The organism is Streptomyces sp. NPDC111802 (assembly GCF_055634335.1).
The window spans coordinates 23569-44063 of sequence record NZ_JBVKCZ010000055.1; the positions used below are offsets into that span (position 1 = coordinate 23569).

General features: G+C 70.8%; 17 protein-coding genes and 1 pseudogene. 11 read left to right on the forward strand and 7 right to left on the reverse strand.

What is annotated here, in order from left to right:
- Positions 1-154: 154 nt before the first annotated feature.
- Positions 155-1063: an N-acetylglucosamine kinase gene (locus tag ACZ7NC_RS38895; protein WP_471495800.1), complete on the reverse strand. Its 909-nt coding sequence runs from the start codon at positions 1061-1063 to the stop codon at positions 155-157.
- Between the two features lie 350 nt (positions 1064-1413).
- Between ACZ7NC_RS38895 and ACZ7NC_RS38900 the strand changes: the two genes are divergently transcribed.
- The 5 genes from ACZ7NC_RS38900 to ACZ7NC_RS38920 all read left to right on the forward strand — a co-directional run bounded on the left by ACZ7NC_RS38900 (position 1414) and on the right by ACZ7NC_RS38920 (position 8027).
- Complete coding sequence (locus ACZ7NC_RS38900; protein WP_471495802.1) at positions 1414-2535, forward strand: ROK family protein; 1122 nt, start codon at positions 1414-1416, stop codon at positions 2533-2535.
- A gap of 268 nt (positions 2536-2803) precedes the next feature.
- Positions 2804-4135 carry an ABC transporter substrate-binding protein gene (locus ACZ7NC_RS38905; protein WP_471495804.1) on the forward strand — a complete coding sequence of 444 codons (1332 nt, stop codon included), beginning with the start codon at positions 2804-2806 and terminating at the stop codon, positions 4133-4135.
- Between the two features lie 166 nt (positions 4136-4301).
- Positions 4302-5282 (forward strand): carbohydrate ABC transporter permease, encoded by a 981-nt coding sequence (locus ACZ7NC_RS38910; RefSeq protein ID WP_471495806.1) that lies wholly within the window; start codon positions 4302-4304, stop codon positions 5280-5282.
- An 18-nt stretch (positions 5283-5300) separates the two neighbouring features.
- Positions 5301-6188 (forward strand): carbohydrate ABC transporter permease, encoded by an 888-nt coding sequence (locus tag ACZ7NC_RS38915; protein WP_471495808.1) that lies wholly within the window; start codon positions 5301-5303, stop codon positions 6186-6188.
- A 6-nt stretch (positions 6189-6194) separates the two neighbouring features.
- On the forward strand, positions 6195-8027 hold the full coding sequence (locus ACZ7NC_RS38920; protein ID WP_471495810.1) for a hypothetical protein: 1833 nt from the start codon (positions 6195-6197) through the stop codon (positions 8025-8027).
- A 9-nt stretch (positions 8028-8036) separates the two neighbouring features.
- Here ACZ7NC_RS38920 and ACZ7NC_RS38925 read toward each other — a convergent pair whose 3' ends face one another.
- Positions 8037-8717, reverse strand: a complete 681-nt coding sequence (locus ACZ7NC_RS38925; RefSeq protein WP_471495812.1) for a nucleoside/nucleotide kinase family protein — start codon at positions 8715-8717, stop codon at positions 8037-8039.
- 229 nt (positions 8718-8946) lie between these two features.
- Between ACZ7NC_RS38925 and ACZ7NC_RS38930 the strand changes: the two genes are divergently transcribed.
- From ACZ7NC_RS38930 to prcB, 3 genes and pseudogenes are all read left to right on the forward strand, one after another.
- A complete protein-coding gene (locus ACZ7NC_RS38930) occupies positions 8947-10443 on the forward strand; it encodes a hypothetical protein (RefSeq protein WP_471495815.1) in 1497 nt (498 codons plus the stop codon).
- A pseudogene (locus tag ACZ7NC_RS38935) lies at positions 10440-11097 on the forward strand (hypothetical protein). The gene ACZ7NC_RS38930 and the pseudogene ACZ7NC_RS38935 overlap by 4 nt, the downstream one beginning before the upstream one ends.
- 75 nt (positions 11098-11172) lie before the next feature.
- Positions 11173-12027: a proteasome subunit beta gene (gene prcB, locus ACZ7NC_RS38940; protein WP_471495817.1), complete on the forward strand. Its 855-nt coding sequence runs from the start codon at positions 11173-11175 to the stop codon at positions 12025-12027.
- A 43-nt stretch (positions 12028-12070) separates the two neighbouring features.
- On the opposite strand, the gene ACZ7NC_RS38945 is transcribed toward prcB, so the two are convergent.
- Positions 12071-13042: a hypothetical protein gene (locus tag ACZ7NC_RS38945; protein ID WP_471495819.1), complete on the reverse strand. Its 972-nt coding sequence runs from the start codon at positions 13040-13042 to the stop codon at positions 12071-12073.
- Between the two features lie 11 nt (positions 13043-13053).
- Entirely contained in the window at positions 13054-14523 is a 1470-nt protein-coding gene (locus ACZ7NC_RS38950) for an APC family permease (protein WP_471495821.1), read from the reverse strand.
- Positions 14524-14833: 310 nt separating this feature from the next.
- Here ACZ7NC_RS38950 and ACZ7NC_RS38955 point away from each other — a divergent pair, with 310 nt between their 5' ends.
- A complete protein-coding gene (locus tag ACZ7NC_RS38955; RefSeq protein WP_471495823.1) occupies positions 14834-15334 on the forward strand; it encodes a DUF5709 domain-containing protein in 501 nt (166 codons plus the stop codon).
- A 10-nt stretch (positions 15335-15344) separates the two neighbouring features.
- Here the strand turns inward: ACZ7NC_RS38955 and sthA are convergent, their stop codons facing one another.
- The 3 genes from sthA to ACZ7NC_RS38970 all read right to left on the reverse strand — a co-directional run bounded on the left by sthA (position 15345) and on the right by ACZ7NC_RS38970 (position 18542).
- On the reverse strand, positions 15345-16748 hold the full coding sequence (gene sthA, locus ACZ7NC_RS38960; protein WP_471495826.1) for a Si-specific NAD(P)(+) transhydrogenase: 1404 nt from the start codon (positions 16746-16748) through the stop codon (positions 15345-15347).
- Positions 16749-16997: 249 nt separating this feature from the next.
- The gene (locus tag ACZ7NC_RS38965) at positions 16998-17204 is read right to left on the reverse strand and encodes a hypothetical protein (RefSeq protein WP_471495839.1); all 207 of its coding nucleotides are present in this window, start codon (positions 17202-17204) and stop codon (positions 16998-17000) included.
- 129 nt (positions 17205-17333) lie between these two features.
- On the reverse strand, positions 17334-18542 hold the full coding sequence (locus tag ACZ7NC_RS38970; protein ID WP_471495828.1) for a beta-1,3-glucanase family protein: 1209 nt from the start codon (positions 18540-18542) through the stop codon (positions 17334-17336).
- Positions 18543-19056: 514 nt separating this feature from the next.
- Between ACZ7NC_RS38970 and ACZ7NC_RS38975 the strand changes: the two genes are divergently transcribed.
- A complete protein-coding gene (locus tag ACZ7NC_RS38975) occupies positions 19057-19953 on the forward strand; it encodes a GNAT family N-acetyltransferase (protein WP_471495830.1) in 897 nt (298 codons plus the stop codon).
- A 126-nt stretch (positions 19954-20079) separates the two neighbouring features.
- A complete protein-coding gene (locus ACZ7NC_RS38980; RefSeq protein WP_471495842.1) occupies positions 20080-20406 on the forward strand; it encodes a hypothetical protein in 327 nt (108 codons plus the stop codon).
- The last annotated feature ends 89 nt before the right edge of the window (positions 20407-20495 follow it).

Below are 20495 nucleotides of genomic sequence, written 5' to 3' on the forward strand. Positions count from 1 at the left end.
AAGTTCTACGGCGCTGTGGCCGGAAAGAGATCGAATGATCGACTCGACCGGCTGGAGCGCGGGAGACACACAAGGCGCAGGGAATCGAGTCGTACGAGCGAAGATCTACGGGCGAGTTGTGTCGGACCCGGGAGCACCCGGCGTCCGGCAGATGTCACACGAGTGAACGAGCCAGCGTCACGGCGCCCTCGACCGGCGGCACGCGCAGGACCCGCGGCCTGGCCCCGGGCACGCTGTCGGCGAGAGCGGCGGCGAAGGCCTCGTACAGAACGGACTGGGCGAGAATCGTGCTGCCGGCCACCACGACGTCGTCCACCGGGACTCCACGTTCGGCGAGTTGCTCGACCAGCGCGGCCAGCGACCGGCCGCCCTCGTCGATCACCGCGCGCGCGAGCGGCGAACCGGCCTCGGCGGCCGCGAACACCACTGGTGCGTGCCGGCCCCACTCCGCCGAGATGTTCTTCGCGCTCTCCAACGCCCCGCCGAGCGCGGGCACTTCGGCCACCCCGAACGCGTCGACGAGCCCGCGCGCGAGTGCGTCGGGCTCGTCGCCGAGGTCGTGCGCCGCCCATACGGCCCGTACGGCCTCGCGCACGAGACCGGCCGAGCCGCCCTCGTCGCCGAGGACCGCTCCCCAGCCGCCGACCTGGACCGGGCTGCCGTCGGCCAGCCGGCCGACCGCGACGGACCCGGTACCGGCGACCAGGCCGACCCCCTTGTCCAACCCGGCGGCGGGGACGAGGAGTTCGGCGTCGCCCATCACCGACGCGGGTGCGTCGAAGTGGAGTTGGAGCGCGGTGCGGATCTGGGCGCACTGGCGGGGTGTCTCGCAGGCGTGTCCGCCGACGGCGAGTGCGGCGGGGCGTACGCCCGTCGGCAGGGCGCCGGCGACCAGCGTGGCCAGCCAGCCGGCCGCGGTCACCGGGTCGTGCGGCCGCCAGCCGCTGCTTGTGCGGACGTGATCGGCGACCAGGTCGTCCCCCGCGAAGGCACGGAGATGCGTCTTGGTGCCGCCCACGTCGATACCGACCACGAGAGGGAACGAGTGGGGGGTGTCCTGCACGGATCCTCTTTCGTCGTTGCGCTGCGGACAGCGACGGCGGGCGAACCGTGCGGGGCGCTTCGCGGGATGTGCCGCATTGGGCCGTTGGTCATCTGCGAGTCCGTGTGGCTGGTCGCGCAGTTCCCCGCGCCCCTTTGGGGCGCGGCCGAACCGCAGTCGACTCAGCCGGACCGCTCCGGCGGGCGTCGGGAAGCCCCGGGACGGGCCTCGGATCGAGTGCGGCAGGCGAGTACCGCATTAGTTCGTTAGGAAGTTAACTAACGAAGTAGGGTGCGTCAAGAGGCGCGGAACTCCCGTCGCCGAACGATCATTTCGGCGGTCCGTCCGCCACAGCACGACCTGGGGAGAGCATGGAGCTGAGCGAGAGCGCGCGTGCGGTGTTCGCGGTGCTGGCCGCGGCGGGCACTGCCACCCGCCCCCAGTTGGCGGCCGGCGCGGGCCTGTCCAAGCCGACCGTCTCCGCCGCCGTGGCCGAGCTCGAAGCCGCGGGCCTCGCCGCCCACTCCGGCACTGCCTCCGGCGCCACCGGCCGCTCCGCCGCCGTCTACCGGCTCGGGCCTGCCTCCGGCGCCGTGCTCGCCGTCGACCTCGGCCCCGCCCAGACCCGGGTCCGCGGCTGCGCCCTGGACGGCACCCCGCTCGCCGAGGGCACCGGCTCGCGGGCCGAGGCCGCCGACACCGTGCGCGGGGCGCTGGCCGCGCTGCCCGCGGACGCCCCGCTGCGTGCCGTCGTCGTGGCGGTCGGCGACGTCACCACCTGGGACCGGGACGGCGCCGCGATGCGGCCCGCGACCGCCAAAGCCGGCCCCGTCTTCGACGCCATGGCCGTCGCGCTGCCCCCCGGCGTCCCCGTCCACCTGGAGAACAACGTCAACTGCGCCGCCCTGGCCGAACTGCACGAGGGCGCCGCACTGGGACGTGAGACGTTCGGATACCTGCGGATCGGCGTCGGTATCGGCCTCGGCATCGTCGTGGGCGGCCGGGTGCTGCGCGGGGCGAACGGCGCCGCCGGTGAGGTGGCCCGGCTGCCGTATCCCTGGGACGGGGGCCGCGAACCGCGCCACGAGGCGCTGGAGGAGCACATCGGCGTAAGGGCCCTGCTGCGCCGTACGGCCGAGGCGTGGCGGGACACCGACGGGCCCTGCCCCGACACCGCCGAGCGGCTCTTCGCGCTCGCCGGCGAAGGCCACGCCACGGCCGGCGCCCTGGTCGGCCGGCACGCCGCCGACATCGGGCGGCTGGCCGCCGCCGTGGCCGCCGTCCTGGACCCCGGGCTGATCGTCCTCGGCGGCGCCGTCGGCTCGAACCCGCAGCTGGTGCCCGGCGTCCGGGCCGAACTCGCCCGGCTGAGCTGGCCGACCGAGGTGGTCAGTAGCGCGCTCGCAGGCAGCGGCACCGTGGTGGGGGCCACCCGCCTGGCCGTGGCGCATGGAATCCAAACCGTGACCGGGGCGGTCCAGGTGAGGCATTGACGGACTCCATCCGCTTCTGCCAATGTCCGGACAAGCGCTTTCTGAGCCGGCGGGACCCGGCTCGGGACGAGGTACTGCGCCGTACGACACGTACGGCGAGCCGTGCGAGGGCGTGCTCGCACGGTCACGGCCCGGACAACGGCCGTGGACCCTCGTCCGACACGGCGGTGCGACCGGGCGAGGTCGCGGGCCGGGAGGCGCATCCACAGAAGGATCCGAGCCGCGGCACGGGCCGGGCCATCCGTCACGCACATCCAGGGAGGACCCGGTGGGTCACCAGATCTCGCGCAGAACTCTCTTCCGCACCGCGAGCGGACTGGCCGTCGCCGGCGCGCTCGGCAGCTCGCTCAGCGCCTGCGCCGGCGGCACCGGCGCCGGCAGCACCAGCAGCGACCTGACCATGACCTGGTGGGGCAGCGACGACCGGCACAACGCCTACAAGAAGGCGCTGACCTACTTCCAGAAGCAGAACTCGAAGATAAAGATCCGCGAGACCTACCAGGGCTACGACGGCTACTTCGACAAGTTCAACACCAACATCGCCGGCGGCAGCGCCCCCGACCTGCTCCAGATGGACACCGCCCTGGTCGCGCAGTACGCGCGCAAGGGCGTCCTGGCCCCGCTGGACTCCTACGTCGGCAAGAGCTTGGACCTCACCGGCTTCTCCAAGACCCTCCTGGCCGCCGGCACCGTCGACGGCAAGCTCTACGGTGTGCCCTCCGGCATCGGCGTCAACCAGCTCACCGTCAACCGCAGCGGCCTGGAGAAGCTCGGCCTGAAGCTGCCGGACCGCGAGTGGACGTGGGGCGACCTGAAGAAGATCGCCCAGGACGTCTACAAGAAGAGCGGCGGCAAGACCTACGGCGTCGACGACGGCGGCGGCTCCACCCTCCAGTGCTTCGAGGTGTTCGCCCGCGAGAAGGGCCAGACCTTCTTCTCCGACGACGGCAAGAAGCTCGGCTTCACCTCCGACACGCTGCAGGAGTGGTGGGAGTACTGGGCCGAGATGCGGGAGACCAACGCCTCCCCGCCGCCCGCCGTCACCTCCGCCGCGCACAACGACCTCACCAAGAACGCGGTCGTCATCGGCAAGGCCCTGTTCACCTTCGACTCCGGTGTCTACGGCGCGGGCGGCTCCATCACCGACGCGCAGCTGGACTTCCTGCCGACCCCGCAGGGCGACTTCTCCGGCGCCCGCGAGGGCAACTTCGTCAACGGCGGTGTGCTGCTGAGCGCCACCAAGGCGAGCAAGCGGGTCGCCGACTCGGTGAAGATCATGAACTTCTTCGCCCAGGACGACACCGCGATCAAGGACATGCAGCTGTACCGCGGCATCCCGCCGACGGAGAAGGCCCGCGACCTGATCGCCTCGGGCCTGACCGAGACGGACAAGCTGAACATGGAGAACGCCGACTACATCTCCCAGCGCGTCTCCAAGGCGGCCAACGCGCTGCCCGCGCCGGTGCCGCCGCCGCAGGGCGCCGACCAGATCTGGGACCTGCTGTTCGAGTCGAACCTCGCGGTGGCCTTCGGCAAGAAGTCGATCAAGGCGCAGCTGGGTGAGTTCTTCGACCAGGCGGCCGGGATTCTCGGGGGGTAGCGCCCAAGGGGGCTTGGCGCGACGTGTCGTTCTGCGTCTGCGTGCGCGTCGTGGCTGGTCGCGCCCACGCGGCGGAGCCGCACATGGACGCAGCCCCGCGCCCCTTTGAGGCGCTCCAGAGCACGGCACGTCCGAAGTACCGGGAGAGGGGCAGGGAGAGATGAGTATGACCACCGCGCGGACCGACGCGGTCGTCAAGGGGCCGTCGGCTCCGGCGACTCCGTCCGAACAGCGGGAGCGCGACCGTATGCGGCGCCGCCTCGCCAGACGGCGGGGCGGGGGCTGGTGGCCGTACCTCTTCCTGGCCCCCTGGTTCGTCGGCCTGTTCGGGCTGACGATCTACCCGATGCTCGACTCGCTGTATCTGTCCTTCACCGACTTCGACCTGCTCACCCCCGCGCAGTGGGTCGGCATGGACAACTACGACCGGATGTTCACCGACGACCCGGTCTTCTGGGACTCGGTGCACGCCACCCTCGTGTACGTCCTCGTCTCCGTGCCCCTGAAGCTCGCCCTCGCCCTGGCCGTGGCGATGCTGCTCAACCGGAACCTCAGGGGCATCGGCCTGTACCGGGCCGCCTTCTACCTGCCCTCGCTGCTCGGCGGGGCGGTGGCCATCGCCATCGTGTGGCGGCAGGTCTTCGGCGGTGACGGACTGTTCAACGACTTCCTCGGCTGGTTCGGGCTGAACACCCACCAGGACTGGATCTCCAGCCCCGACACCGCGCTCTACACGCTCGTCCTGCTGGCCGTCTGGCAGTTCGGCACCCCGATGGTCATCTTCCTCGCCGGTCTGAAGCAGCTGCCGAAGGACGTGTACGAGGCGGCCGCGATCGACGGCGCAGGCCCCGTCACCCGCTTCTTCAAGATCACCCTGCCGCTGCTCACGCCCATCGTTTTCTTCAACGTGGTGCTGCAGATCATCGACGCCTTCAAGACCTTCACCCCGGCGTTCGTGATCAGCAACGGCTCCGGCGGACCGCTCAACTCGACCATGCTGTACTCCCTGTACCTGTACAAGAAGGGCTTCACCGACCTTCAGATGGGGTACGCCTCGGCGCTGGCCTGGGTGCTGTTCCTGGTCATCGCACTGTTCACGGCGGTCAACTTCATCGCCAGCCGCTTCTGGGTCCACTACGACGACTGAGCGAGGAGTCCTTCACCCATGTCCGCCATCACCTCGGCCCAGCCGTCGAAGTCACCGCTGCACAAGCTCCGCTCGCTCCCCGGCCCGCGCCGCATCTTCGCGCACACCCTGCTCATCGGCGTCGCCGTCGTCATGCTCTATCCGCTGATGTGGATGCTGAGCAGTTCCCTCAAGCCCGACACCGAGATCTTCACCCAGCCCGGGCTCATCCCGAACGAGGTGCGCCCCGAGAACTACTCCGAGGGCTGGAGCGGCTCCGGCAACTCCTTCTCCCTCTACATCACCAACTCGCTGATCGTCACGATCGGCGCGGTGATCGGCAACGTCATCTCCTGCTCGCTGGCCGCCTACGCCTTCGCGCGCTTCGAGTTCCGCGGCAAGAAGATCTGGTTCGGTCTGATGCTCGGCACGCTGATGCTGCCCACGCAGGCCGTCCTGATCCCGCAGTACACGATCTTCTACAACCTGACCTGGATCAACACCTTCCTGCCGCTGATCGTGCCGAAGTTCCTCGCGGTGGACGCCTTCTTCATCTTCCTGATGGTGCAGTTCATCCGCTCCATCCCGCGCGAGCTGGACCAGGCGGCCATGGTGGACGGTGCCAACCCGTGGAAGATCTACTGGAAGATCATCCTGCCGCTGATGAAGCCGGCGCTGATCACCACCACGATCTTCACCTTCATCTGGACCTACGACGACTTCCTCCACCAGCTCGTCTACCTCCAGCAGAACGACAAGTTCACCGTCCCCCTCGGCCTGACCCTGTTCATGGACCAGACGAGCGGTTCCTCCTACGGAGCGATGTTCGCCATGTCGACGCTCGCGCTCCTGCCCACACTCATCTGCTTCCTGATCTTCCAGAAGAGACTGGTGGAAGGCATGGCCACCTCCGGCATGAAGGGCTGACCACCCGTGCACCTCCCTCGCCAGCTCGGCGCCCTGCACGACCTCCTCGACACCCCGGAGGCCTACGACACCGTCCTCGCCGGTGTCGCCGAACAGGCCCTGGCCCGGCTCACGCCGGAGGGCAACCTCGAACACCCGGACTGCGTCGACGACATCGGCGACACCTCACTCGGCGTCACCTCGCTCCTCGCCCTCGCCTGGCAGCGCGGCAAGGACCCGCGCCTGCCGGAGGCGGTCCGCCGCAGCCTCGCCTTCCATCTGCGCGAGCGCGTGTACACCGAGGACAACCCCGGCTACCCGAACCTGAAGGTGCGCGGGTCCGGCCTTCCGTACGCCCGGTACACCCTCGCGGCGGGCGCGCACCCCATCGGGGACTGGCCCAGCACGGTGTGGGCGCTGCTCCAGGCGGTCGACATGCTGGATCTCGCGGAGGGGCTCGTCGAGGACGAGCAGCGCGCCGAACTCCTGAGCGTGGCGCACGGATACTGGCGCTGGCTGACCGAGGCCACCTTCTTCAACCCGCAGGAAGCCGGCAACCAGGCGATCGGCTGTGTCGTCGGCGGGCTGATGCTGGCCCGGCACCTGCCCGCCCCGGACGGCGACGCCGTGCGGGAGCGTGCCCTGCGCGTGTACGAGGAGGAGATCCGCGCCCACCGCGTGCGCGACCGGGGCGCCCTGCTTCCGCCCGAGCACGGTGGCGCGTACGACAACAACTACGGCCCGATCTCCCTTTCCTTCCTCGCCCAGGCCCACCGGATCAGCGGCGAGGAGGTCTTCGCCGAGGACGGCGACGCGCTCGCCCGCTACATCGACGCCCGTCTGCCCTCGGGCGGCTTCGACAACGGCGGCCCGCGCTACAGCGAGCAGCACAGCGGCTTCGAGTCGGTCCTCGGCCTGCGCTACTTCAGCGCCCGGATCGCCTCCGACCTCGGCCGCTACCGGGGCGACACCCGCTGGGGCCGGCACGCCGTCAAGGCGGACGGCGGAGTCGACGGCCACTTCGCCTGGATGCTCATCTGGCAGACCCAGGACACCACGCGCTGGCACCGCACGCCGTCCACGACCCCGGCTCGCCACCAGCTCCGTGCGGGCACCGTCTCGGTAGCCTTCGACGACCGGATGACCCCGTCGCTGGTCGAGGCGGCGGGCACCTACTACCTCCCCGCGGCGGTGAACCGGCAGCACGGCTTCGGGCCGGTGACGGACGGCTTCCTGCACTGCCGCCCGATGGGCGAGGTCCGCGTCCGGGACGTCCGCGCGGACGGCCTCACCGCGAAGCTGGTCACGAAGCCGGTCGTCGGCCGCGACCACGTCCTGCGCCATGTGCGGTCCCTGTACGTCACCGACGGCACGAGCCTGTGGACGACGGTCGCGGTGCAACGGCTGCCCGGAACGCCGTATCTGCTCGCCGGGATGCCGTACGCCATGGACGACGGTGACCGCGTGCGCAGGGTCGCTGAGGGCCTGGTCACCTCCGCCGGTGTTCTCCGCCTCACCCACCCGGAGTCGGAGGGCGTGGACCACTTCGACGCCCGCGCGGACCGGACCCAGGAAGAGGCGGCCTTCGCCCTGGCAGCCGACCCCCGCGGCTACGGCAACCCCGACCTGGGCTGGAGCCACCTCGTCAGCTCCACGGCACTGGAGGCCGAACCGGCCCCCGGCGCTCCGGAGGACGTGCACGTCTTCGCCGTACGCCACGGACCGGCGGGCCCCCACGCGCCCACCTTCACATCCGACGGCTCCGGCCTGACGGTCCGCACGGAGGCCTTCATCGCCGTGATCGGCGAGCCGGCGGGCGACGCGCGGGGAGAGCCCGAGCTGTCCCTGCGGGCTGTGTAGGCCGGAACCTCACGCCCCCGCACGAGCCGTCGGCGGCTCGTGCGGGACGGGCAGTGCCATGACCGGCACCAGCAGGTCGGCGCGGTCCCGGGTCGCGGCGACCAGTTCCGCGTTGGGCTGGTCCGAGCGCTGTACCCAGGCCACCGCCTCGTCGTGCGACTTGCCGAACTCCTCGTGCCGGGCGATCAGCCGCCGCAGCCGCTCCGGCTCGTCCAGCTCGCAGAACCACACCTCGTCCAGCTGCGGCCGGACCCGGGCCCAGGCACCCGTGTCCAGCAGCAGGTAGTTGCCCTCGGTCACCACCAGCCGGGCCGTCGGCTCCACCGGGACGGCCCCCGCGATCGGCTGCTCCAGAACCCGCTCGAAGCCGGGCGCGTACACGATGCCGCCGTCGGCGTCCTCGTGCAGGCGCCGCAGCAGTGCCGCGTATCCGGCCGCGTCGAAGGTGTCGGGCGCGCCCTTGCGGTCCCTTCGGCCGAGCCGCTCCAGCTCGACGTCGGCGAGGTGGAAGCCGTCCATCGGCACATGCGCGACCCACGGCTCCCCGGCGCCGTTCAGCTCCCGCACCAGGCGTTCGGCGAGCGTCGTCTTGCCGGCTCCGGGGCTGCCGGCGATGCCGAGGACGGCCCGACGGCCGTCACGCGGGAGGGACCGGGCGCGGGCGAGGAGGTCGTCGAAGGTCAGGGTCACACAGCAGAGTGTGGCACCCGGACCGGGGCGAGCTCCGGGGGTGTGCCCCGGCTTCCGATCGAGCGGCAGCCACGGACCGGTGTCATTCACCTGGCGGAACATGCACTGCACACTCACCCCTTAAGGGTTATTTTGTCCGTGTTTTCGGTGATTTCAAGCTCCCCGCTGCCCAACTCGCCGGGCCGTGGGGCTCAGTAGCCCTACGGCTCGTAGGGGTGAAGGGTGGACGATGACCCAGGGCACGCAGCCCATGCTCGTCGGTGCGGGGCGGCTCGACGAGGCGCTCGTGTCCGGCAGGTCACTGCGGGCGCGCGGCGACGGCCTGCTCGCGGCGGTGGCCGGCGCTTTCACCCTCGCCCAACTCCTCCTCGTGGGGCCCTCGATGGGCCTCGGCTGGGACGAGGTGGTGTACGTCAGCCAGGTCGCCACCGACGCGCCGGCCGCGTTCTTCAGCGCACCACGCGCGCGTGGCGTCACGCTGCTGGTGTGGCCCATCGCCTCCTGGTCCTCGTCCACGGCACTGCTGCGGGTCTATCTCGCCGTCCTGAGCGGACTCGGCCTGTACCTGGCCCTGCGCGCCTGGCGCGGACTGTTCCCGGCCCGCATCCTGGCCGGCGCGGGCGCCCTGTTCGCCACCCTGTGGGTGACCCTCTTCTACGGCCCGCAGGCCATGCCCAACCTCTGGGTCGCCCTCGGCGCACTGTTCTGCGTCGGCTGCTTCCTGCGCGCCCGCGCCGACCGCTTCGACGAGCGGGCCCTGTGGGGCGTCCTGGCCGGCGCCGCGCTGATGGCGTGGATGCGGCCCACCGACGCCGTCTGGGTCACGCTGCCGCTGCTCGCCGTCGCCGTGGCGGCGCGGCACCGGCGGCTCGGGGGCGCGCTCGCCATGGGCCTGGTGGCCGGCGGCGTCCCATGGGTGATCGAGGCGTACGTCGGCTACGGCGGCCTGCGCGAGCGGCTGAACGAGGCATCCCGTATCCAGGGCGACCTCGGCTGGAACCTCGCCGTCGACGACCAACTGCGCGCCCTCGTCGGCAACGCCCTGTGCCGGCCGTGCGACGTGGCGACCCCCCACCCGGCCGTCTTCGCCTGGTGGCTCGTGCTCCCCCTGCTCGCCGCCTACGGTCTCGCGGTCGCGGTCCGGTCCGGACGCACCGCCCGCACACTGCTCCCGCTGACCTGCGCCACGACGGCGGCCTTCCCGTACCTGTTCCTGATCGGATACGCCGCACCCCGCTTCCTCCTGCCCGCCTACGCCCTTCTCGCCCTCCCGGTCGCCGACGCGCTGCGCCATCTGGTCACCGCGCCGAACGGCCGGCTGCGCCCGGCGGTCGCGGCCGTCGTCGCGTTCGGCCTGGCCGGGCATCTGGCCGTGCAGTACGTGGTCCTGGACCGCACCGTGGACCGCACCACCGCCGCCCGCCTCGACTGGTCCCGCTCCGCCGCCGAACTGCACCGCCTGGGTGTGCGCCCGCCCTGTCTGCTCACCGGGCACCACGCCATCCCCGTCGCCTACTACGCCGGTTGCGGCTCCGGCGCGATCCGCGGCCACAACGCCAACACCACCAGGGCCGACATCCTGCGGACCGCCCGCAGGGTCCCGGTCGGCGTGCTCTCCGTACCCGGCCGCAAACCGCCCCGGTACGCGAGTGACTGGGAGCTCCACCGCCTCGACGGTCTGGTGGTCCGCATCGCCCCGGCGCCGGGTGCGGACGACATGGCATGACGCCTGAGCAGGTCCTCGCCGGGCCCCGGCGCGGACACGCCTACTGGCACACCGCCCTCACCCTCGCCGTTCTGTTCGCCCTGCTCCTGCTGGCCCGCCGCCACTGGCCGGCGCTGGAGGCCGGCGCCGACCAGGGCTGGCTGCTGGTCGCCGCCGCGGCGACCCTGGTGACCTGGCCGTGCGCGGCGCTCGCCCAACAGGGCGCGGTGCTCCTGCGGTTACCGCCCGGACGGCTGGTGGCGGGGCAGTTCGCCGCCTCGGCCGCCAACCAGGTGCTGCCCGCCGGTCTCGGCGCCGGCGCGGTGAACCTGCGCTTCCTGCTCGGCCCACTGTGGCCCCGGTGCTGGCGGGCTCTGGTGACCGTGAGCGCGTACATCCGCGCCGTCCACGCGCGACCGGCGCGGGCGGTGGCGCTGTGGGGCGGCTCGCCGGCCTTCGTCGTCCTGCACTGCGCCGTACTGACCGCCGTCACCCGGGCGGTCGCCCTGCCCCTGCCGCCGGCCCGGGTGGCGCTGCTCTACGTCGCCGCGAGCAGCGCGGCCGCGCTGCTGCCCACGCCGGGCGACCTCGGCTCCCTCGACGCTGACGGTGTGGCTGCCGCTGGTTACCGGGCTGGTGGTGCTCGCGGTGCTCCTCCGGCGCGGGGCCCTGTGAGCGCCGAGGGCGTTTCCCGCCCGTCCGGTTCAGGTAGGAGTTCGGTTGTCGGCCGGACTCAGGAGGGGGAGTGCCATGGCGAGCACTGAGCACGACGGGCGGTTGGGGGAGGAGTTCTTCACTCCGGGGACATCGTCCTTCACCGAGTTCCTGGCCGCACACCGTCCCGCTCTGCTGCCGACGCGCCGCCCCTTCCCCGACGGCGTCCGCGCCGCATCCGACCGGTTCCCGCACGGCACCACGGTGCTGGCCCTCACCTACCGCGACGGTGTGCTGATCGCCGGCGACCGCAGGGCCACCATGGGCAACCTCATCGCCCAGCGCGACCTGGAGAAGGTGCACCCCGCCGACGACCACACCGCCGTCGCCTTCGCGGGAACCGTCGGCCTCGCGCTGGACATGGTGAAGCTCTACCAGGTCGAGCTGAAGCACTTCGAGAAGATCGAGGGCGTGACCATGTCGCTCCAGGCGAAGGCGACCCGTCTCGCCGCGATGATCCGTCAGAACCTCGGCCAGGCCATGCAGGGCCTCGCCGTCGTACCGCTCCTCGCGGGCTATGACATGAAGGCGCCCGAGGGGGTGCGTGGACGCATCTTCGACTTCGAGGTCACCGGAGGGCCGTACGAGAAGTACGACTTCCACGCCGAGGGCTCCGGCTCGCCTTATGCGCGAGGGGCGCTGAAGAAGCTGTTCCGTCCGGCGATGTCGCGGCACGAGGCGGCGCTCGCCGCGCTGCACGCGCTGTACGACGCGGCGGACGACGACTCGGCGACCGGCGGACCGGACATCAGCCGACGGATCTTTCCCAGCGTCTCGGTGATCACGCAGGACGGCTTCGAGCGGCTGCCGGAGTCCGAGACGCAGGAACTGAGCCACGAGATGGTTCAGCAGCGCCGAAGCCGACCGGACGGGCCGAACGCCGCGCCCTGACACCTCGCCGACAACCGGGTCGCCCTCGACGGCACCGAGCCGGTCAGTTCCGCACCCCCACCTCCTTGCGCCATCTGACGAGCTGCTTGTCGGGATCGCCGATGTACGCCCACGGCGCCCGCGTGGCGCGCCGGCCCAGTATGCGGAACAGGGCGGCGGCGATGTCGTGGGCTCCCGCGTGGCAGGCCGCGTGGGCCAGGTAGTTGAAGTCGCGCAGTTCGCCGGGGGCCACGTCGCGGTCGGCGCGGCCCATGATCCAGCGCTCCCAGGTGCGGCGTACGTCGCTGACGGCGCCGTCGTTGCTCCAGTGCTGTCCGATCCCCATCGAGCTGTGCCGGCCCTTGGCCGCGTCGAGGGCGTAACGGAACTCCTCGACCCGGGCGTACTGCACGAGCACCGGCAGCGGACAGCCGGGCGGTGCCACTCCGGCCGCGTCGCGGGCGAAGTCGTACATCAGGCCGTGGGTGCCGTGCCAGCGGGAGGAGTAGTAGTGCAGCACCTGGAGGTGTCCCTCCACGCTGTACGGGTCCCGCCCGTGCAACTCGTCCCACCAGCGCGCCAGTTCCTGCCGCCGTACGCCCTGCTGATACAGCCGGGCGACGGAGATCAGGGAGATCCAGGGCGTCGGATCGTCCGGACAGGAGTCGGCGGCCCTGAGGCACGACAGCACCGCGGTGTCGATCCGCTGCTGGTCGATCGGCATGCCCCGGCCCGCGGCGATGGCCACATTGAACGCCCGGGCCGTCTCCGTCGCCGCCCGCAGCACCAGCGCGTCACCGCTGTGCGGCTCGGCCGCCAGCCAGGTCTCCACCGTCGAACTGCTCGCGCAGGCCTGTGCGAGCGACCGGACCCGGTGGCCCCGGGCCTGCCAGTCGGCCCCGGTGACCCGCAGCAGCTCCCGAAGCCCCCGCCACCGGCCGATCACGATGTCCTGGCGGGCACAGGTGAGGGCAGCGTCGCCGCAGTCCGGGTCGAAGTCGGGATCGAAGTCGCGCTTGGAATGGCCTCGCGCCATCGGGGTCTCCCTCAGAAGTCGGTCGGAAGACCCTCGTGGACGAGGGGGTTGCTGCCGCCGCCGGCCGGGACGTAGTCCGCCTCGACGGTCTGGGTGGCGTCGAGCTTGGCCGGCCGGTAGTAGTCGCTGCCCTGCCGCCAGTACCAGAGCATCGGGATCAGCCCGGCCGCGAGACCGCCGATGCCGATCACGATCGCCGAGCGGCTCAGCTCGCCCAGCGACTCGACGAGGATCCAGAACATGAACAGGGCCCCGAACAGCGGCCACAGTCCGCCGAACACGAAGTCCCCGACCGATGTCAGCAGCATCTTGCGGTAGGCGACGACCGCCGCGAGCCCCGTCAGCCCGTAGTAGACGGCGATCTGCAAGCCGATCGCCGAGATGGCGTCGGAGAGGATGTCACCCACCGTGCCAAGGGAGTTGGAGGCGATGAACATCGCCAGCGCCACCGCGCCGACCACCGCGACCGCCACCCACGGCGTGTTCCACCGCCGGTGCACCAAGCCCAGCGCGGCCGGCATCGTACGGTCCCGGCCCATCGCGAACAGCGAGCGGGTGACCTGGATGAGCGTGGTCTCCAGCGTGGCGATGGTGGACAGCATCACGGCCACGATCAGCAACTTGCCGCCCCAGCCCGGCCATACCTCCTCGCCGAGCACCGCCAGCACATTGGCGTCGTTCTCCTGGACCTGCCGGGAGGAGAGGATGACGTTCACCGCGATCGTGAACACCTCGAACAGCAGGAAGACGACGCCGACGCCGATGAGCCCCGCGAGCCCTGTCGTACGGCGGCTGTTGCGGGTCTCCTCGCTGAGGTTGCTGGTGACGTCCCAGCCCCAGTAGTAGAACGCGGCGATCAGCGCGCCCGAGGCGAATCCGGTCACGCCGTCGAAGTGCCCGAAGCCGAGCCAGGACCAGTCGAACGCGCGGGCACTTCCCGAGTGGAAGAGCGCCAGTACGGCGAACAGGGCGAGTATCACCAGCTCGATGCCGGACATCGCGATCTGCGCCCGCACGGTCAGCCGGGCCCCGCCCAGCACCACGAGCAGCATGACCAGGAACCAGCAGGCACCGACCAGCGTGGACAGCGCGGTGCTCTCCGCGAGTTCCTCGTCGAACAGGGCGAGCGTCATCGATCCGGCGGGCAGCGAACCCGCCACCATGAAGATGGTCGTCGACACCACCAGCGCCCAGCCGCTGACGAAGCCCAGGAACGGGTGCAGCGTCCGCCCGACCCAGGAGTAACTGGCGCCCGCGTTCACATCGATCCGGCTCAGGCGGCTGAAGGCCAGCGCGATGCCCAGCATCGGTATCGCGCAGTACAGCAGCGCGGCCGGGCTGGCCAGGCCCACCGCGCCGACGAGGACCGCCGTGGTCGCGGCGATCGAGTACGCCGGGGCGCTGCCCGCGACCGCCATCACCACCGTGTCGAACGTTCCGAGGACATTGGCTTGCAGCCCTCTGCCCCTGTTGTTGCTCATGCGCGCCGCTTTCCGTCTTGCACGACGCCAGGGCGAACCGGCCCCGACGCCATAGAGGGGGGTGGGTCGGACAACGCCACGAACCGGAGAGGGGTGACCTCGGGTCAGGGGCGGCGAAAGAAGGGTGGCGGACACTGTACGCCGTTGCGTCGTCGTGCAGTCACGCCCTGTGTGCGAGTGATGATAGCCATACTCTTTGAGGGTTCAAGAGCCGGCGGATCTTCCGGGGTTGGAGACCGCGCTACGGGAAACGCGGTTCAGGACATGCACAAGCCGAACGAGGCGATGCCCGCGAGCGAGGGAGGCAGCCATGGGCCCCACCGAACACACGCCCTCCGAGCCGATGGGGGATGACGCGTACCAGCCCACCGGAACCAACGAGGAGCAGGAGGACGCCGCGCCGCTCGACCTTCAGGACGCCGTGGACGAGCGGACCTACGACGACACCCTCGACGAGGGCTACTCCCCGCCGGAGAAGCCGCTCGGGGTGACCAAGCCCGGCACCACGGCAGCCGAACAGCACGACGGCGAGACCCTCGACGAACGGCTCGCCCAGGAGGTCCCCGACGTGACCGAGTCCGCCGGCGACGACGTGGGCGACCTGCCCGGCGGCGACGGTGAGCCCGTCGATCCAGAGGCGGGCGCCGACCGCGCGGGCCGTCTGGTCGCCCCGGACGAGGGAGCCCACGCCGACACCACGAAGGAGGAGATCGCCGCCGACCGGGGCATCGACGGCGGCGCGGCCGGCGCCGAGGAGGCCGCGATGCACGTGGTCGACGACGACAGCCTGCGGGAGGGCGGGGAGACCTGACCGGAGGGGCTCAGTCCCCGATGTGGTCGATCTGCCGAAGTCTGTTCGTGGCGTCCAGGGCGGCGACCTTGTAGGACTCGGCGAGGGTCGGGTAGTTGAACACCGCGTCGACCAGGTAGTCGACCGTACCGCCGCACCCCATCACCGACTGCCCGATGTGGATGAGCTCGGTCGCCCCCGTACCGAAGCAGTGCACCCCCAGCAGTGTGCGGTCCTCGGGGGAGACCAGCAGCTTCAGCATGCCGTGCGAGTCGCCGATGATCTGCCCGCGGGCCAGCTCACGGTAGCGGGATATGCCGACCTCGAAGGGCACCCGGTCCTCGGTGAGCTGGTCCTCGGTCCGGCCCACGAAGCTGATCTCCGGGATGGTGTAGATGCCGATCGGCTGGAGGTTGTGCATCCGGCCGACGGGCTCCCCGCAGGCGTGGTACGCCGCCGCCCGCCCCTGCTCCATCGAGGTCGCGGCCAGCGCCGGGAAGCCGATGACGTCACCGACGGCGTAGATGTGCGGCACCTCGGTGCGGTAGTGCTCGTCGACCTTGATCCGGCCGCGGGCGTCCGCTGCCAGCCCCGCCTTGTCCAGGTCCAGCTCCTCGGTGAGCCCCTGCCGGCCGGCCGAGTACATCACCGCGTCGGCGGGGATCTTCTTGCCGCTCTCCAGGATGGTCAGCGTCCCGCGCGGATGCCGCTCGACCGCGGCGACGGTCTCCCCGAAACGGAACGTGACGGCGAGGTCCCGCAGGTGGTACTTGAGCGACTCGATCACCTCGACGTCGCACATGTCGAGCATCCCGGCGCGCTTCTCCACCACGGTGATCTTGCTGCCGAGCGCGGCGAACATGCTGGCGTACTCCATGCCGATCACCCCGGCACCGACGATGACCATGGAACGCGGCACCCGCTCCAACGCCAGGACGTTGTCCGAGTCCAGGATCGTCCGGCCGTCGAACTCCACGCTGCCGGGCCGGGCGGGCCGGGTGCCGGTGGCGATCACGATGTGCTCTGCGGTCAGCAGCCGTTCATGGCCGGTGACCTCCTTGAGGGCGACGGTGTGCGGATCGACGAAGCGACCGGTCCCGGCGTGCAGGGCGACGTGGTTGCGGGACAGCTGGCTGCGGATGACGTCCACCTCACGGCCGACCACGTGCTGGGTGCGGGCGGTCAGGTCGGTGACGGTGATGTCCTCCTTGAGCCGGTAGCTCTGCCCGTACAGATCGCGCTGGGTGAGACCGGTCAGGTACAGCACCGCCTCGCGCAGGGTCTTGGAGGGGATGGTGCCGGTGTGGATGGAGACGCCGCCGACCATGTCGGGGCGATCGACGACGGCGACGCGGCGGCCCAGCTTGGCCGCGGCGATGGCGGCCTTCTGGCCACCGGGTCCTGATCCGATGACGAGCATGTCGAGGTCGGGCACCCTCCGGAGTCTGACAGCCGGAGGGCCCCTTTCGAAAGGGCGAACCGTCAACGATTGCCCGACCGAAGTGCCCGGTCCCGTACGGAAGTTGTGCCTCCGCATCGCCGCGCCCGCGGTGCACCCGCCGCACCGGCCGGCTGGCCGCCCTGCGGACGTTCCCGCCGGTCACCACCCGCGTCACGCTGGTGTGCACGGGAAAGTGAACACGTGGTTGCCCCGGGCGGCCGTGCGCACCCGGGGCGGGTGCGGCTAGGGCAGCAGCTTGTCGAGAGCGGACGGCCCCTCGGCCGCCAGCTTGCGCTCCGCCCATTCCAGATTGCGTGGGGTGAGGTCCTTGCCTGAGGCAAGCACGATGTCCTCGGCGGACACCTCGGTGCCGGTGCGGGCGTGGAGCAGGTCGTCCGGGGTGGTGCGCTCCCTGGACGGCCCGGACGCTTCGGGCTGGGACGTCGGCATCATCTGTGCTCCTCGGATCCGGATGACTACTTCGGGCCCGGTGCGGTCATCGGGTCTGTTAACACCATTCAACGCCTGAGCGAACCCTGCATCCGGAGGCGCCGGCACCCCGCCCCCTCCCGCGCCGCTTCAGCCCTCGAAGGGCGTGAGCGTCAGCGTGATCCCCGTCGGCGCCGTGTCCTGGATGTACGAGGCGAAGTCGGCCACGTCGTCGAAGGCGAAACCGTACGCCTTGCCGTCCGCGGTGGCCGCGTGCATCGCCTTGGCGTAGTGGTTGGTCAGGTCGGTCCGGTAGAAGGTGCCGGCGTCGGTCGTGGGCTGGGAGGGATGGCTGAGCAGCGTCGAGCGGTTGAAGCCGGCGCCGAGCACAGCGGCGACGGGGCCGGTCGTGCCGTCGTTGGGGGCGGCGAGATTGCCGTCGCAGAACAGCACGTCCCGCGTCGAAGGCTTGGCGAAGGACACCTGGGCGGGCCCGTCGAAGGTGAACCGATCGCCGCGAACCCTCCCGGTGAACGTCCCCGCGTTGGTGGTGACGGTGAGGTCACGCCCGGTGTACGTGCTCCACACCTCGTCGATGTACGGCGCGAGGTAGTCCTTGGCGAACAATCCGGCGTCCAGACCGTGGCCGGGGGCGATGAGGCGCCTGTCGTCCACGACGAGCGGGGCGAACTGCTCGACCTGGCGGACCGCGGCGAACGCGGCCGCCCGTCCGCCGGCCCGCAGCCGGCCCGTCGACTGGACCTTGGCGCCGGTCAGCCGGATGCTCAGCGGCACACTGAACATGTCGACCATGGTGGTGTTGCAGAACATGCCCGAGGCGTTGTACGTGAACTCGGCACAGTCGTGCAGGACCGGGTAGTTGGGGTCGGATGTCACCCAGCCCGCCGGGTACCGCAGAGCGGCGTTGCCGTTGCCGTCGGTCACGGCCTTGAACTTGAGCTTCTCGCCGAGCGACACATAGATCCGGCCGGACATGTAGGGGAGGGACAGCCGGGTCTCGCCGCTGCCGGCCAGGGAGATGGCGTAGTCGGTGAAGCCGTCGGAGCCGTTGTCCGACAGCGCGATCGGCGCGAGGGTGCCGTCGGGCGTGACACGGACCTGCCTGCCGTCCTGGTTGCCGACGATGTAGACGTGGACGCTCGCGTTGCCGAAGGAGCCGCTGTCGTTGACGATCGTCAGCGGCAGCGGACCCGCCGCTATGGACGCGTCGCCGGCCGCGGACGTGCCCGCGAGGGCGTACGGGGCCAGGGTGGCGGCGGCGGGAACGGCCACCGCCGCACCGCCGAGGGCGAAGAGAAGCCTGCGTCGACCGAGTGGGCGCTGGTGGCGGGGTGTCATGTGGGGGGTCTCCCGGAGTGCTCGTGGGGGTGCGTGGGCCGCGGCGGGGCGTCGCACAGCAGTCCCGAGAGAGTCGTGAAAGGACACACTCTGAGAGCGCTCTCGAAGCGTCCTGGAACCGACTGCGGGCGCCGCCGATGAGCCCCGATGGTACGCACGGCCCCCGTGTCGTCCAACAGGTCTGCACCAGGTCCAAATCTCCCTGAACTGCGGGAACTTGAAAGACCACGGAATGGCCACATCCGCTTAACCCTCGCCTAAGGCTGGCTTAAGCCTGTTGGGCGGTGTGAGAGCGCTCTCGGCCGCTTCGGCGACGGTCTTCCAGAGGAGCGAAAAAACCGTGGACGACCCTGCCGAAGATCACGTACCGTGTGGCTCCACGCCTTGAGACGGACGGAAGGAGGCGAGTGCCGTGCAGTTCACATCTCTCCAGCGCTCCCTTCCCCGCTGTCCCGGCGTGCCGTTCACGATCTGACCGGGAGCGCTCCAAGCAGCCTGTATCCCGGAGGAATCCGTGACCGATCTGGTCATCCGCACGCTCTCCGCGAGCGACGCCCATCTCTTCGACGCACACCCCGACCCGCTGGACGCCCGTGAGGGCCACCGGCGGACCCGGTTCCGCCCCGAGTGGAAGCGGGTGGCCCTGCGCGACGGCACGGTCGTCGCCCGTGGCGCCTGGTGGGGCGGCCCCGTCGACTCGGAGCCCCTCAACATCAACTGGTTCGACGTGGCCGAGGGCGAGGAGGCGGCCGGCGCCGAACTCCTGCGCTCCGCACCCTGGAAGGTCGAACTGGAGATCAACCTGCCCGGCGGCTGGCGGGACGAGCCCGTCTTGACGGCTGCTGCCGAGGCTCGCTTCGGCGCAGCACGAGCGGCCGGCTACGAACTCCTGGTGGAGCGCTTCCTGTACCGCTGGACCCCGGACCCCGGCCTGCCCGAGCGGCCGGGACGGCTGAGCTTTCGTGCCGAGCCCGACGACGCGGTGTTCTTCGACGCCCTGCGCCGCATCCACTCCGTCACCCTGGACGCGCACGCGCTGCGGGACATCGAGGAGGGCGGCCTCGACAAGGCCGCCCAGGCGGAGCTCGACTTCTTCCACTGGTGCCCCTCCCCACGGGAGTGGTGGCAGGTCGCGCACTCCCCGGAGGGCGACCTGGTCGGCATCCACATCCCGGCCCACAACCCCTCCGGCCCGACCATCGGCTTCATCGGGGTCGTCCCTGAACAGCGCGGCCACGGTTACGCCTACGATCTCCTCGCCGAGTGCACCCACTTCCTCGTCCAGCAGGGCGCGGAGGTCGTCACAGCCGCGACGGACCACGGCAACTTCCCCATGGCCGCGAACTTCACCAAGGCGGGCTACCCCGTCGTGAAGGAACGCATCAACTTCCACCCGGTGGACCAGGCGTAACGAGCGGTAGGGACAAAGCCCGGTGATGGAGGGCGGCCCGGTCCTCGACATGAGGTCCGGGCCGCCTGTCAGTGCCGGGTGGCAAGCTTGTCGACAGTGATCGACGGCGGGCGACGGAGGGACGGCATGGGGTTCGACGGCGAGGTCTGGCAGGTGCGCGGCGGCGAGGAGCCGGTGGGGGAGATCCGCATCGACGAGGCCGACTTCCCCTGGCTGTCCGGCCACTTCACGCCCGGCCCGGGATACGACGCGGTCCGCGACCTGTTCGCCCGTGAACTGGCCCTGCTGGAGCGCGACGACGCCGAGCTCTGGGAGGAATGGGAGGCCGCGTACGACGAGATCCGAAGACGCCTCTCACTGTCCTCGCCGGACGGCCCCGTCGCCGAGTTCCTGCTGCACATCCAGGGCGACAGGGCGTGGTTCCGGTGGAGCGAGGAGCCGTTCGACGGCTAGTACTGCAACGGTGCTTGTTCTGATTGCTGGGCAGTTTCAGGGACTGTGTCCGCGTCGTTTGTAGTGGCTGATGCGGGCTTGGTGCTGGC